The 13,658-nt window shown below is 39.2% G+C and carries 14 protein-coding genes; 7 read left to right on the plus strand and 7 right to left on the minus strand.

The window, feature by feature from the left end:
- Nucleotides 1–97: 97 nt before the first annotated feature.
- Nucleotides 98–700, plus strand: a complete 603-nt coding sequence (locus C7H19_RS10030; RefSeq protein ID WP_106456739.1) for a pseudouridine synthase — start codon at nt 98–100, stop codon at nt 698–700.
- A gap of 41 nt (nt 701–741) precedes the next feature.
- On the opposite strand, the gene C7H19_RS10035 is transcribed toward C7H19_RS10030, so the two are convergent.
- Complete coding sequence (locus C7H19_RS10035; RefSeq protein WP_106456740.1) at nt 742–1,908, minus strand: RNA-guided endonuclease InsQ/TnpB family protein; 1,167 nt, start codon at nt 1,906–1,908, stop codon at nt 742–744.
- Nucleotides 1,909–1,935: 27 nt separating this feature from the next.
- Between C7H19_RS10035 and tnpA the strand changes: the two genes are divergently transcribed.
- The gene (gene tnpA, locus C7H19_RS10040; RefSeq protein ID WP_106456811.1) at nt 1,936–2,331 is read left to right on the plus strand and encodes an IS200/IS605 family transposase; all 396 of its coding nucleotides are present in this window, start codon (nt 1,936–1,938) and stop codon (nt 2,329–2,331) included.
- A 203-nt stretch (nt 2,332–2,534) separates the two neighbouring features.
- Nucleotides 2,535–3,653: a glycosyltransferase gene (locus tag C7H19_RS10045; RefSeq protein WP_106456812.1), complete on the plus strand. Its 1,119-nt coding sequence runs from the start codon at nt 2,535–2,537 to the stop codon at nt 3,651–3,653.
- On the opposite strand, the gene C7H19_RS10050 is transcribed toward C7H19_RS10045, so the two are convergent.
- From C7H19_RS10050 to C7H19_RS10060, 3 genes are all read right to left on the minus strand, one after another.
- The gene (locus tag C7H19_RS10050; RefSeq protein WP_106456741.1) at nt 3,650–5,206 is read right to left on the minus strand and encodes a B12-binding domain-containing radical SAM protein; all 1,557 of its coding nucleotides are present in this window, start codon (nt 5,204–5,206) and stop codon (nt 3,650–3,652) included. The two genes, C7H19_RS10045 and C7H19_RS10050, sit on opposite strands and share 4 nt — an antisense overlap.
- A 60-nt stretch (nt 5,207–5,266) precedes the next feature.
- Complete coding sequence (locus tag C7H19_RS10055) at nt 5,267–6,241, minus strand: cysteine synthase A (protein ID WP_106456742.1); 975 nt, start codon at nt 6,239–6,241, stop codon at nt 5,267–5,269.
- Nucleotides 6,242–6,389: 148 nt separating this feature from the next.
- Entirely contained in the window at nt 6,390–7,157 is a 768-nt protein-coding gene (locus C7H19_RS10060; protein ID WP_106456743.1) for an RNA polymerase sigma factor SigF, read from the minus strand.
- Nucleotides 7,158–7,498: 341 nt separating this feature from the next.
- Between C7H19_RS10060 and C7H19_RS10065 the strand changes: the two genes are divergently transcribed.
- The 3 genes from C7H19_RS10065 to C7H19_RS10070 all read left to right on the plus strand — a co-directional run bounded on the left by C7H19_RS10065 (nt 7,499) and on the right by C7H19_RS10070 (nt 8,906).
- The gene (locus tag C7H19_RS10065) at nt 7,499–8,227 is read left to right on the plus strand and encodes a Bax inhibitor-1/YccA family protein (protein ID WP_106456744.1); all 729 of its coding nucleotides are present in this window, start codon (nt 7,499–7,501) and stop codon (nt 8,225–8,227) included.
- 131 nt (nt 8,228–8,358) lie between these two features.
- Nucleotides 8,359–8,529 (plus strand): hypothetical protein, encoded by a 171-nt coding sequence (locus tag C7H19_RS25615; protein WP_181280570.1) that lies wholly within the window; start codon nt 8,359–8,361, stop codon nt 8,527–8,529.
- 89 nt (nt 8,530–8,618) lie between these two features.
- Nucleotides 8,619–8,906, plus strand: coding sequence for a hypothetical protein (locus tag C7H19_RS10070; protein ID WP_106456745.1), 288 nt, complete (start codon nt 8,619–8,621; stop codon nt 8,904–8,906).
- A 16-nt stretch (nt 8,907–8,922) separates the two neighbouring features.
- On the opposite strand, the gene C7H19_RS10075 is transcribed toward C7H19_RS10070, so the two are convergent.
- Nucleotides 8,923–10,614, minus strand: coding sequence for a serine protease (locus tag C7H19_RS10075; RefSeq protein ID WP_106456746.1), 1,692 nt, complete (start codon nt 10,612–10,614; stop codon nt 8,923–8,925).
- Between the two features lie 11 nt (nt 10,615–10,625).
- Here C7H19_RS10075 and C7H19_RS10080 point away from each other — a divergent pair, with 11 nt between their 5' ends.
- Entirely contained in the window at nt 10,626–11,900 is a 1,275-nt protein-coding gene (locus C7H19_RS10080) for an efflux RND transporter periplasmic adaptor subunit (protein WP_181280571.1), read from the plus strand.
- Between the two features lie 9 nt (nt 11,901–11,909).
- On the opposite strand, the gene C7H19_RS10085 is transcribed toward C7H19_RS10080, so the two are convergent.
- Nucleotides 11,910–12,758 carry a transglutaminase family protein gene (locus C7H19_RS10085; RefSeq protein WP_106456747.1) on the minus strand — a complete coding sequence of 283 codons (849 nt, stop codon included), beginning with the start codon at nt 12,756–12,758 and terminating at the stop codon, nt 11,910–11,912.
- 34 nt (nt 12,759–12,792) lie between these two features.
- Nucleotides 12,793–13,650: a transglutaminase-like domain-containing protein gene (locus C7H19_RS10090; protein WP_106456748.1), complete on the minus strand. Its 858-nt coding sequence runs from the start codon at nt 13,648–13,650 to the stop codon at nt 12,793–12,795.
- Between the last annotated feature and the right edge of the window lie 8 nt (nt 13,651–13,658).

Raw genomic sequence — 13,658 nt, forward strand, 5'->3', positions numbered from 1 at the left:
CGTTTAATTAAATGAATAAGTTCTAACCATTGATTTAATACTTTAGCATCAACACTAAACATTTTTTCTGTTTATTGAAAATTGTACAAACAAGAAAATGAATCGAAAGTATCAATATATTTTATTTTATAAACCCTACAATGTTTTATGTCAGTTTACCGATGAAGCAAGTTCCGAGAAAAGACTTACTTTAAAAGATTTTATCCCAATTCCAGAAGTTTACTCGATTGGGCGACTCGATCAAGATAGCGAAGGATTATTATTACTAACTAATAATGGACAATTACAGCATCGTTTAGGACATCGAAAATTTGCTCATCCTCGCACTTATTGGGTTCAAGTCGAAAGAATTCCCTCGGAAATGGATCTCGATCCTTTGCGAAAAGGAATTATTATTCAAGATTATAAAACACGTCCTGCTCTTATTAAAAAATTAACTGAAGAACCAAATTTACTACCGAGAAATCCACCGATACGTTATCGAAAATCGGTTCCGACTTGTTGGTTAGAAATTACTTTAACTGAAGGACGAAATCGACAGGTGAGAAAAATGACGGCGGCGATAGGTTTTCCAACGTTACGATTAATTCGTATCACAATTACATTAGGTAAAAAAAGTCAACTAAGTTTAGAGGGTTTAAATCCTGGAGAATGGCGAGAAGCGACCGAATGGGAAAGAAAGATATTAGAAGAATTTTGACACTCCCACCCTTAAAAGGGATGGGATTCTCCCGTCTACGGCTAAAACAAACTTAGTTGTATAGCTTTCATGGAGTTCAGGGGACTGCCAAAGACCCCATGATTTAAACCGACTGTATCTATTACAGAAACAGTTTGTTGTAGGTTTAAATTACAACAAAAACCTTCCCATTGAGCAAGATTTTTAGCAGCATTCAAATCAGCATTGTGGTAGTGTCCATGAGGACAATTAAAATCGTGCTTATTCCTGTTGCCTAATGTCCCACAAGTAGAACAGGATTTTGAGGTATAGGGTGCTGGAACTTTGATTAATTTCCGCCCCTTCAAATCAAGTTTATAGTTTAGTTTCTGTTCCAAGGAATAAAAAGACCAACTATGTCTTGATTGCCCTGCTTGTCTTCTACTTTTTTTAGATTGCTTCATGGTTTGTCTGCAACCTTCTAAGTCTTCAACAACGACATCAGCATCTAAATATTCAGCAAACCGCACGATTCTACGGCTAATAGCATGGTTGATTGATTCCATCCACCGCCGTTCTTTTTTGTCCCATTTCTTCAAGGCTCGAAACTTTTTAGCATTCTGTAGAGATTCACGACGCTTCTGATAATAATTGCGTTTATGTTTGATTCCTCTACCGCTAAAAAACTTACCAAACCCTTGTGATGGTGCTACCACAGCTAGGTTATTTTGCCCCCTGTCACAGCCAATTCTGTTTTGTGATTGAACCTCTGGAACTTCCAGAGTTACTGTCATATAGACATACCAAAAGTTGCGTTTTTGGATTAGCTTGATACTTCCCTTTTGACATTGATTGTTTAGCACTTTATCTAGAGTCTCTTGCCAATGAACTGAAGCTAGGCTAATTGGAACCCGTTTAACACCCTTTAAGGTCGGAAAACTAATACTATAAGTTTCTCCATTCTTGAAGACCTGCCAATTTTGATTATTAACTTCAACTGGCAAAACTTTATAGTGTTTTGTTTTTTGTCCCGCTTTACTTAAGGAGTGTCGAATTGTCTGATTACAGATAGCAGAACACAAATCAGTCTGCACTTTTGCTGTTGTTAGTTTTTTTCTCTCTTTGATTGGTACAGACAAAAGATAGTTAGCCAAGCGAGTATTTTCGACTTGCATAGCTTCTAACATATTCGCCTTGCATTGATTAAGATTGACTAACTTTAGCTTAATGGTGAGAGTGACTTGCTTCATGACTTCTATTGTAGTACACTAATGTCTATGGGTCAAGACTATAGACGTGCAAACACATCCGTTACTCTAATCAACTATCACTTTATCTGGATACCCAGAAGAAGACGAAAAGTCTTGGTTGGCAATGTGAAAGCAAGGCTAACAGAATTGATTTATGAAAAAACCAAAGAATTAGACTGTGAAGTGATTAGTCTAGCTATTGAACCCGACCACGTTCATCTATTTCTTAACTGCCCACCTACCTTAGCACCAATGCAGATTATGCACCGCATCAAGGGTTATTCAGGATATGTTTTAAGGCAAGAATTTTATAACTTAAAAAGAATGCCTTCAATGTGGACAAGAGCCTATTTTTGCTCAACTGCGGGCAATGTTTCTAGTACGACTATTCAAAAATATATTGAAGCACAAGGCAAAGATTGATAAGGACTCGGATTTGCCGTCGTACGGCAAATCATTCGAGAGTCCGTGGCGATTCATCCACACGATTAAAATCGTGGGCTCATCGAAGCCACGTATCTGTAATTATTTTTGATATTCTGTAAAGACGTGATATGTCGCGTCTCTACAATTAAATAGGAGTTAGTATAAACTATGAGGGTGTAATTTATTTTTTGTTTGAAAAAATGGGATCTCGATCGCCAAATCATGTTTTTACTTTCCTCACAGTTTTTTCCTCTGAAGGAGGCATTCAGTCTTATGTAAAAGATGTCTTACGGGCTTATTTATCTTTATATAACTATGCTGATGCCGATATCTTTTTGCTTAGAGATGGTGTAGATTGTCCAAATTCTTTTGTTAGTGATTCTGTGGGATTCCATTATTTTAAATCATCATCGGCATGGCTGGGAAGATTAAAGATGGCTTGGTCGCTGTTGACAATACTAATTCAAAATCGCCCTAAACAGGTTTTTTGCGGACATATAAAATTAGCTTCTCTGACTCGGTTTTTGTGTCAACCCCTTGGTATTCCTTATATTGTGCTAACTTATGGAAAAGAAGTCTGGAGCCCTTTGCCAACATTAGAACGTCTTGCCCTACAACAAGCTTCAGATATTTGGACGATTAGCCGTTATAGTCGAGATAAGTTGTGTAAAGCGAATGGAATTGAAGCAAAACGAGTGAAAATCCTTCCTTGTGTGGTTGATGGCGATCGTTTTACCCCTGCACCGAAACCGATTGATTTAACCCTGAAATATAATTTAAAAGATGCTAAAGTTTTAATGACCGTTGCTCGTTTATGGTCAGGGGATATTTATAAAGGGGTCGATGTAACTATTAGGGCATTGCCTAAGATAAAAAAAGTTTATCCTGATATTAAGTATTTAGTAATTGGGCGAGGGGATGACGCGCCACGTTTAGCGAAATTAGCTGAAGATTTAGGGGTAAAAGAACAAGTGATCTTTGCGGGTTTTGTTCCCGATGAAGCATTAGTTGATCATTATCGGGTTGCTGATGCTTATATTATGCCCTCTCAAGAAGGTTTTGGCATTGTTTATCTAGAGGCGATGGCTTGCGGGATACCCGTTTTAGCGGGTGATGCTGATGGTTCGGCCGATCCTTTACAAGATGGACGTTTGGGCTGGCGAGTTCCTCATCGAGATCCCGAAGCTGTCGCTATTGCTTGTCTTGAAATTTTAGCGGGAAATGATCCCCGTTGTAATGGGCAATGGTTAAGAGAACAAACATTAATGAGTTTTAGTCAACAAGCATTGGCAGAAAAATTAAAAACTATACTGAGTTAAGCTAAAACCTTTTCAGTTTTAGATTGTTTTTTAAAATCACTTAATTGCTGTTCAATTTCATTGCGTACAATTTGCCGATATTCAATAAAATGCTCATTGTGAGCGCACATGGTTAAATAATGCTCTAATACTTTTGGATTTCGTTTAAGAATACTGAATAAATGATGCCAGAATTTCCAACGGGTACGACGTTTAATTCCTTGTCGCCAAATAACGATTCCTAATGCTTTTAAATCGATCCAATTTGGGATTTTAAACGCGGTTTTAGCTTTGGGTGCGCCTAACATTAAAAAACATCGATAAGTCCGATCTAAATAGCGATCGGGATCGTACAATGTCCAAAAAGCCTCAATATATTCTCTAGCAATGTCTTCGATAGGACGTGTGGGAATAAAATTAATTAGGGTTGTTTGGTTGATGTTGCCGTCTTTACTATCTTGTAAACGCCCTTCTTTTTCTAAACGATGCCAAAGTGCAGTATTTGGAAGTGCTTGTAACATAGCAAATGTTGTGGTTGGAATGGCGGTTTGTTCAGCAAAATTGACAATACGATCGCCCGCGCCTTTTTTCTCGCCATCAAAACCGATGATAAATCCGGCCATTGGACGTAAACCCGCCCGTATAATAGTTTCTACCGACTCATGTAGAGAACTGCGGGTATTTTGATATTTCATCGTGAGTTGTAAACTATCCTCATCGGGAGTTTCAATACCGACAAAAACGGCATCAAAATAACATTCAACCATCAATTCCATTAATTCAGGATCAGAGGCTAAATCAATGGATGCTTCTGTATTAAAACGGAAAGGATAATGATGAGCAATTTGCCAGAGTTTTAATTCTTGGAGTAATAATTTAACGTTGCGTTTGTTGCCGATAAAGTTATCATCCACCATAAATACACTGCGTCGCCATCCTAAATCGTACAAACAATCTAACTCTTTTAAAAGTTGAGACGGAGATTTTGTCCGGGGTTTACGACCATAGAGAACGATAATATCGCAGAATTCGCACTGAAAAGGACAACCTCTGGAAAACTGAACCGACATTGAGTCATAAGCATCCAACTCTAATAAATCGTAGCGGGGTACGGGAGTTTCGGTAACATTAGGTTTCTCGGTGGTGCGTATTATACCGCTTGTTTCGCCTCTTTCTAAAGCTTCAACAAACATGGGTAGAGTAATTTCACCTTCATCTAAAACGAGAAAATCCGCCCCGGCTTTTTCAATTTCAGAAGGTACAGAAGTTGGATAGGGACCACCGACAGCCACTAATTTACCACGTCGTTTTGCTTCTTGAATTTGCTCAATTAAATCGTTTTTTTGAACAATCATGCCCGAAAGAATGACAAGATCAGCCCAAGCCCATTCTTCCTCAGTGGCAGGACGAATATTACGGTCTACGAGTCTAAATTCCCATGTTTGAGGTAAAATCGCGGCTACGGTAATTAATCCCAGAGGTGGCAATAATACTTTACGATTTACGAGTTCGAGAATTTTGTCATAAGACCAGAAAGTCGGTGGGAAGACTGGATAAATCAGTAAAGCTCGCATGATGCACCCTCGCGTCTGGCATGGATTGTTCCATGATAAACTTATCTTTGTTCAGTCAGCTTATTTAATTGATAAACCTTTCGATGCTAACCATTGAGGATTATATAGACGAGACTGATAACGAGCGCCGCCATCACACAAAACAGTTACAATTGTGTGACCAGGACCGATAGCTTTAGCGAGGGCTACTGCCGCACCAACATTGATGCCAACGGAACCGCCCATAAATAAGCCGTCTTTTTCTAGCAGTTGATAAACGACTCGAATAGCTTCTGTATCATCGATTTGCAGGGCATCATCAATGGGTACACCCTGCATATTAGCGGTAATGCGACTGTTTCCGATGCCTTCTGTGATAGAACTGCCTTCGAGGGTAATTTCACCCGTTTTGACATAACTGTATAAACCACTACCCATCGGATCAGCGACGACGCATTTAATGTTAGGATTTTTTTCTTTTAGATATAAAGAGACACCCGCATAAGTGCCACCGGTTCCAGTTGCTGCAACCCAAGCATCGATTTTACCTTCGGTTTGCGCCCAAATTTCCGCCCCAGTTGTTTCATAATGGGCTTGTCGGTTGGCTAAATTATCGAATTGATTAGCCCAAATAGCGTTTGGCATTTCTTGGGCAATACGTCCAGAAAGCCTGACATAATTATTGGGATCTCGATAGGGAACTGCTGGAACCGGACGAACTTCGGCCCCAAGTGTTCTAAGAAGATCTATTTTTTCTTGTGATTGGGTATCGGGAATAATAATTAGACATTTGTAACCTTTTGCATTACAAATATGTGCGAGTCCGATGCCTGTATTTCCTGCTGTTCCTTCGACGACTGTACCACCAGTTTTGAGTAAGCCTTTTGCTTCGGCATCATTAATGATATATAAGGCGGCGCGATCTTTGACTGAACCGCCAGGATTTAAAAATTCTGCTTTTCCTAAGATTTCACACCCAGTTTCTTCACTGAAGCTGTTAAGACGAATCAATGGTGTATTACCAACTGTACTAAGAAAACCGTCTTTGATGTTCATAATTTGTGTTTTATTTTTTACCTTAACAAGTAAAGGTATGTTTTTCTTCACAAAAAACCCCTAACATTTTCGGTTAGAGGTATATGTACTTTGTCGTATGTAGGAGGGAAACTTGGCAGATGGTAAGGTTAAAAGAGGGGAAGATCATTTAGGCGGCTTGAGGATTCATTAATAGTCCTAACTGTTCAATTCCTTTTTGTAGGTGACGCGTAACTGTCATGGGACTAATGCCAATTTCTTTGGCTGCTTCTTTACGGGGTAAATCTTTGATGAAAACGCATTCGATCGCTGCTTTGGTTTTATCTTCTAACTGACTCATTGCTTTTTGTAGGTGTAGTCGTTCTTCTTCCCAGTAACGTTGGGTTAAACAATGGGGATCAGGTAGGGTTTCACCAAAGGTTAGACAGCCTTCATTGACTTGGGCAACTGTCGCATCTAAACTAACGAGTAATCGATTTTGTAGGGCGAGTTGGCATTCACTCCATTCTTGTAAAGAGATTCCGAGGGCTTTGGCGACTTCTTTTTCTTTGGGTGGATGTCCGAGGGACATACCTAACTGTTTTTTTAGTTTTTTGCCTTTAGCATATAGTTCTTGCCAGCGTCTGGGAATTCTCATAATGCTACCGCGATCGCGTAAATAATGTAGCATTTCTCCTCGAATATAAGGAATGGCAAAGGAACTAAAAGCACAGCCTTGATGGGGGTTAAATCGTTCAATCGCTCTAATTAAGCCTAAGTAACCAATTTGTTCTAAATCTTCGTAAGGTTCAGAACATTGACGACTAATACGGTGGGCTACTTGACGCACTAAACCCGCATTAATTTCGACTAAATGATTACGGAGTTTTAAAGAAGGATTCCGAGAGTAGGTAACAAGTAGTTCCATACTGTGAAGGCCTAGAGATTGAGTAGTCATCGTTTTTATTTCCCAATAGCGGCGGTCGAAAAAGACATCTAAGATTGAAAGTTCTATCTTTGTTACTATTGTCGGTATCAGGAAATTTTGATACTATGATCGATTTACGGAATTCTTCAGAGTGACTGATGGCCGCTTACGTGAATATACCCAAGTTTTTCACTTTGTTATGCTCCCAAGTTAATATTTTCTTTACTTAATCGTGTTGTCGATGTTCAAAATTCATTTTTTGTATAAAATACTTACAGTTTTTTTGTACTAATTACGGTATTCTGCACTAGCTGAACCGAGAGAATTTTCGCTATAAGAATAATTAGGGATTTATTACAAAATAAGATTGTATGAGTAATACCAGTAATTTTCGTCAAGCGATGCGTGACCTGAGAGGACAATCTCTGGTCGGGCCTAATGTCATCTCAAATGCTCTCCCTTTCTTGGGCGGTGGTTTAGTTTTGACTGCGGTAGGCACTTACGGCGGTTTAGGGGTGATGCGATCGGCCCCGGCTCTGTTTATGCCGAGTTTCTTTGTTGCGATCGTCGCTTCGTTAATTTTGTTTTTTGTTGCTCGTAATGTTGCGGAAAACGGCAATAAATCAACGGCTCTACCTTTATTAGCGATTTATAGCTTACTGTCTGGTTATACCCTTAGTGGTTTAGTTTCCGTTGCTTTGGGAACTACAGGTGTCGGACTGACAGGGATCGGGATCGCGGCGCTCGGTTGTGGTGTAGCCTTTGTTTTGGGTCGCAATATTGGTTCTAATCTTTCTGATCAAGATGGCATGGCTTTGACTAAAACCATTAGTCTAGGTGTGATTGCTTTATTGGTCGTTGTTTTAGCCCAGTTTGTTTTCGCTCTTTTTGGCGTATTTACCCCGACTTGGTTAGAGATTGCGATTTCTGGTCTCGGTGTTCTGCTTTTTACGGGATCGGCTGTAGTAGATTTTTACATTCTTCCCCGTACTTACCGCGATGATCAGTATCTTCCGGCAGCACTCTCGATGTATCTCACTTATATCAACCTTTTTGTCTTCATTTTGCGTCTTTTGATTGCCATCAATGGACGTGACTAGATGATGGGTAAAGACTTGATCTATCGCTTCTCACAATAAACCTGTAAAGAGGCGATCAGATCGCGTCTCTACGTTTAATATAGAATAGTAAAGAAATGTAAAGTTAATGATTTAAAAGAGGACTATTGATCATGGCTAATCTTGAACCCACTCAAACCCCGAAACTCGAAGAACCTAAGTTTGGCTTTAATGAATATGCAGAACGTCTCAACGGACGAGCGGCGATGATTGGTTTTCTGTTAACCTTAGCGATCGAGTATTTTTCAGGTCAGGGCTTGTTGACTTGGTTAGGATTACAGTAGAGTTTTTACACTTTCTCTATTGTAGAAGTGGGAACTGTAATAATTAACCTATTTAAGAAAAAATATCCATTATTTTGTAGAGCTAACGCATGAACGTTATTGTACCTCGTTTCCTCAAAACTGCCTATCGTAAAGAGCCGATTTCAGGTTTTATTCTGATTGCTGGTACAGTTAATGTGGTAATGGGTGGCGTTGGTCAACGCTGGTCTTTATTATCTTTTGGGATGATGGTCATTATTACAGCTTTAGTAATGCGATGGCTACAAATTCAAAAAGCTAAAGAGATTGCAGCCGAAGAAACCCCTAGATATTATCTCCCTCCAAGTTCTGATCGTCAACCTTTACCCATGCTGATGAATGAAAAACAGCGTCGTTGATGTTCATTTGGGGCTACTATTTCAGGATGCCCCAACTTTGTAATCGTTCCTTGACGGCTTCTATAGGAACGGCAATCCCACAACCCAGTTGAAGAGAAGATTCTATAATGTCTGGTGGCGGTGAATTTGGGCAGTAGAGTCCAGCTTGTGAGACTAAACCAACGACTTGATTAGACGGGGTGAGAACGGGACCACCTGAAAAACCAGAAGCTAACTTAATAGCCATCATAACTTGTTGTTCATTGACTTGAAGCACAGTACCTTTAGCTAAAACCCAATCTCCTGTAGTAATTGGATTTCCGATCACTTTCACGGGTAAATCAGTAATACCAACCGTAGAAGCAAGAGTAAACGGTTTAATATCATTGGGTAGGTTATCCACTTCTAAAACGGCTAAATCAATCCAATCCTCTTGGGGTGCAACTTTAATGATTTTAGCGTTTTGACGGCGGCGAATTTGTCCCTTTTCAGGTGTGCTATAAAATTCTACGGCAATGCGACTCGCTTGCTTCAGTGTTTTTTCTGAGTCGATGACGACGTGACGATTAGTCACAATCCATGCTTTATTATTTTCGCGTTTAACAATCCAACCTGTACCAATACTATTAAATGAATCACCTAGAGCAAAAATTTTAACAATTGAGCGTTTGGTTTGAACTAAAGGATCGATTCGAGTACTGGGTAATTGTTCGGGCATATTTAGAACATTGGGATTGTTCCGAACAGCCAAACCTCTCTCTAATTCAATTGCATAAACTCTCGCTTCGACTAATTCTGGATTAAGACGATAAGCTTGTTGACATCGTTTTAAGGCTAATTCGTATTGTTTGAGATTGAGTTGTGATAAACAAAGATTTTGGTAAATTTTAGCATTTTTGGGCGCATATTGTAAGGCTTTTTCGTAGGCTTCATTCGCTTGACCAATTTCTTTTTGTTTATACAATGCTTCACCCAATAGGTTATATAATTCTCCGTTTTTGGGTTCTATAGTAATCGCTTGTAAATAATATTCGATGGCTTGTTGAGTTAATCCTAATTCTTGGTAGGTTTGTCCTAAATATTGAGATATTTTAGGATCATATGGCTTTAGGGCTAGAGCTTTTTTATACATTTCTTCTGCTTGTTGTAATTCTTTCTGTTGTCGATATATAGTCCCTAAAGCGATATAAGATTCTAAATGCTCTGAATCAATACTAATTACTTTTTCATAATTTTTACGTGCTTTTTCCCATAATTTTTGTTTTAAATAATAATTTCCTAAACCTAAATAAGCTTCTAAATAAAAAGGTTCTAATTGAATCGATTTCTCATAAGCAAAAGTTGCTTCTTCATAAGAAAATTTTTTAATAAAAGTATCGCCTAATTCTTTTAGAGCAACGGCCGCATCAGAATTAGATTCTAGATTGGGGTTAATTTGAAACGCTTGTTGATAACTGGCTAAAGCATCAAAAAATAAACCTTCTTGTTGCTGAACTTGGGCTAATTTAAGATAAGTTGTTGCAGAATTAAAATTAAAGTGTAGGGCGGATTGATAGGCGGCGATCGCTTTTTGCCTTTCTCCTTTGGCGCTGAACTGTTCACCTTGAATTCGATACACTGTAAACAGTCCATAGATCGAACCAAAGGGTAAAGCAATGAGCAACGGTACAACAATTAAAAGCTTTCTAACCCAAGATGAGGATTTTTTGGTCGAGCGACGTGCTTTCACAAGGAATTTTTATGTTATTGGAAAATAAACGAGAAAAATCAATGAATTCTGGAAATTTAAACAATAAGCTAGGTTATCTACTAACTATTATTGTAGTTTTTTTAGCCGGATGTGCGACAACAAAAGATCAATCCGCTTCAACAAAAGAGCAAAATAAGACAACAGCCGTTGATGTAGCGATCGCACGTACGGGGAACTTATCTTCTAATTTAAACTATACGGGTAGCACACGACCGATTCAAGAAGTCTCAGTGCGTTCTCAAGTTGAAGGGCGTTTACTCAATTTAGCGGTAGATATTGGGGATAGAGTGCAAAAAGGTCAACGTTTGGGGCAAATTGATGATAGCATTCTTGCCACCCAAGTTTTAGAACAAAAAGCCCAACTCGCGGCACTAGAAACCGAACTCTCTAGAGCTAGAATACAAGTGAATAATGCTCGGCTAGAAGTCGAACGTCTGAAAATTGAAAATCAGCAAGCGAAAAATGATGCAGCAAGATTAACTCTTTTAGCCCGTGAAGGTGCAATCCCTAAACAACAAGCGGAAGTAGCTGTAACAAATGCTAAAACGTCGGGACAAGCTATTTTAATCGCACTTGAAGAAATCCGCATTGAAGAAAAAGCCGCCGCTAATATTCTAAACCGAATTGCTGCACAAAAATCCGTTTTAGCCCAACAGCAAAGAAAACAATCTTTTGCTCAAATTGTTTCCCCCATTACAGGTGTTGTTATTGAAAAAGTTAGCCAACCTGGAGACTTAATTACTGCTGGTGGAGAAATTATTAAATTAGGCGATTTTAGACAAATTAAAGTGATTATCCCTGTATCTGAATTAGAAATCGAACAAATACGCTCTGGAAAAAGTGTAAACATTAAATTAGATGCGTTTCCCAATAAAACGTTTACGGGATATGTAAGCAGAATTAGTCCAATTGCCCAGTCTGTAACTCGTAATGTTCCTGTTGAAATTATTATTGATAATCCCGAACAACAAATTAATGGAGGTTTATTAGCAAGAGTTAGCTTTTCTAATAGTAATTCAAAACAAGTTATTGTCCCAGAATCGGCGCTGAGTGAAGAATCAGGAAAAACCGTTATTTATCGCGTTCAAACCAATGAACAAGAGTCCTCATCTGAGGTTGTACAGCAAACTGTACAGGTTGGTCAACGCAATAACGGAAAAGTGGCTATTCTAGAGGGTATTAAACCAGGAGAACGCTTTGTTGTGAAAAGCAGCAAACCTTTAAAAGATGGTGAGCAAGTAAATTTAAGTATTCTTTCGGAATGAGCGATCGTCTTAGATAGTATTTATACTTAAACTGACATTCATCTGAGACTGTACTTTTGAGCCGATAAAAGTACCACTAATGGGAGTTGCTCCTCTAGGTATACGCGCTGCGGCTAGTGCCACATGAGCATCGGCAACCGCTTGCCCCCGTGTTTGGTCATAACCTCGCCATCCTCCACCTGGTATATAAACTTCAGCCCAAGCATGGAGATAGCGCCGTTCATTGATTCTAGGGACACTACGCGCTTGATAACCACTGACAAAACGACAAGCAAAACCTTGTTGGCGACAAATAGCCATAAATAAAACCGCCATATCGCGGCAAGCACCCCGTTTTTTACTTAGGGTCATTTCTGGTGATTGAGGGCTTCCTGTTTCGCGGATTTCGCTTTTAATTTCGTTATATATATATTGATTAACGACTTCTAAAAAAGGCAAGGCTTCAAATTTAGCCAATGTCGCTAACTCGTTGGATAATTCTATGATTTTTAGTTCTGGTATTTCTGTAGTCAAATAGGGGGTTAAATGTTCTTTTAATTCTTCAGAATAATTGATTGGCCATTGCTCAAAGTGGGTTTCTGGGAAATAATCAAAAGGATTACGGCGCAAAGTTTCTAGGCTGAAACGAGTTGTTATGTTTAAATGGGTTGTTGGCTCATCAAACCAAGTCCGCGTTACTATATTTCCTTCTAAATCCATTAAACTTGTCATTAAACGGGGTGTTGGTTCAATGACGCATTCAAAGTTTAATAGGTGTTGACTCCCGTCTCCTCGCGGTTGCAGTCGTATGGTTTGCGGCCCCAAAGACACTGGATTACTATAGGTGTAACTCGTTAAGTGTTCTATTTCAAATCGCATGAGCTAAATTTTCCTTACTCCACACACCATCTTACTAAGCAGCCATTGGCTTAAGTCTTGAATTTTTAGTGGCTTTTTCCCATGTATTCGGAATTTCATCAGCCCAGACTTTAAATTCTACTAATTCGTAGGCTCCAAAAGATGTCATCAATGCTACATCAGCCGCATCACGCCCACGAGCCATCAAGATTCGCCCAATACGAGGCACGTTATGACGAGCATCAAAAGTATACCATTGTCCATCAAGAAACACTTCAAACCATGCGTGAAAATCCATCGAAAAGGGTAAAGGTTCGACTCGAATATCACCCAAATATCCAGCAGCATAACGCGCAGGAATATTTAAACAGCGACAAAATGTTAAAGCAAGATGGGCAAAGTCTCGACAAACTCCAGTACGATCGGTATAAACTTGATATGCGGTTTTACCTACATTAGTATAAGCGTACCCATATTGTATATTTTCGTGAACCCAATCACAGATTGCTTGAACTCGCGGCCATCCTGGGGTAATATTTCCGAACAATTGCCACGCTATTTCACTGAGTTGATCGACTTCACAATAACGACTACCTAACAAGTATTGTAGTGTTTGAGGTGGTAAATCTTGTATGTTGTGTTGAATGGCTTGCGGGTTAATAAGATCAGGTTTGCCGCTATCTTCTATAATCGTATCATTCCACATCCGCAATTGACCCGCAGGTGCAATAATTCGACCACAACGATTCCCAAAATGATCGATATATTCTTGAATAGAAATATCTGGCTCTAGTCTAATTCGATCAGGCTTTTTTAAATCCCCGACTCGTGATGGATAAGTATAGAGCATGAGGTGCATCGGCACAGGTGCAGGAGACTCTATAACAATGTTATAACCAATTTTAATCAACATGAGTTTAA

It is taken from the genome of Aphanothece hegewaldii CCALA 016 (assembly GCF_003007785.1).
Classification (GTDB): Bacteria; Cyanobacteriota; Cyanobacteriia; order Cyanobacteriales; family Microcystaceae; genus Chroococcus; species Chroococcus hegewaldii.

Bases quoted from the DNA above. Each gene is read 5' to 3' on its own strand.
- C7H19_RS10030 (WP_106456739.1), top strand. From the start codon at position 98: ATGAATCGAAAGTATCAATATATTTTATTTTATAAACCCTACAATGTT.
- C7H19_RS10035 (WP_106456740.1), bottom strand. From the start codon at position 1,908: ATGAAGCAAGTCACTCTCACCATTAAGCTAAAGTTAGTCAATCTTAAT.
- tnpA (WP_106456811.1), top strand. From the start codon at position 1,936: ATGGGTCAAGACTATAGACGTGCAAACACATCCGTTACTCTAATCAAC.
- C7H19_RS10045 (WP_106456812.1), top strand. From the start codon at position 2,535: ATGGGATCTCGATCGCCAAATCATGTTTTTACTTTCCTCACAGTTTTT.
- C7H19_RS10050 (WP_106456741.1), bottom strand. From the start codon at position 5,206: ATGCGAGCTTTACTGATTTATCCAGTCTTCCCACCGACTTTCTGGTCT.
- C7H19_RS10055 (WP_106456742.1), bottom strand. From the start codon at position 6,241: ATGAACATCAAAGACGGTTTTCTTAGTACAGTTGGTAATACACCATTG.
- C7H19_RS10060 (WP_106456743.1), bottom strand. From the start codon at position 7,157: ATGACTACTCAATCTCTAGGCCTTCACAGTATGGAACTACTTGTTACC.
- C7H19_RS10065 (WP_106456744.1), top strand. From the start codon at position 7,499: ATGAGTAATACCAGTAATTTTCGTCAAGCGATGCGTGACCTGAGAGGA.
- C7H19_RS25615 (WP_181280570.1), top strand. From the start codon at position 8,359: ATGGCTAATCTTGAACCCACTCAAACCCCGAAACTCGAAGAACCTAAG.
- C7H19_RS10070 (WP_106456745.1), top strand. From the start codon at position 8,619: ATGAACGTTATTGTACCTCGTTTCCTCAAAACTGCCTATCGTAAAGAG.
- C7H19_RS10080 (WP_181280571.1), top strand. From the start codon at position 10,626: ATGTTATTGGAAAATAAACGAGAAAAATCAATGAATTCTGGAAATTTA.
- C7H19_RS10085 (WP_106456747.1), bottom strand. From the start codon at position 12,758: ATGCGATTTGAAATAGAACACTTAACGAGTTACACCTATAGTAATCCA.
- C7H19_RS10090 (WP_106456748.1), bottom strand. From the start codon at position 13,650: ATGTTGATTAAAATTGGTTATAACATTGTTATAGAGTCTCCTGCACCT.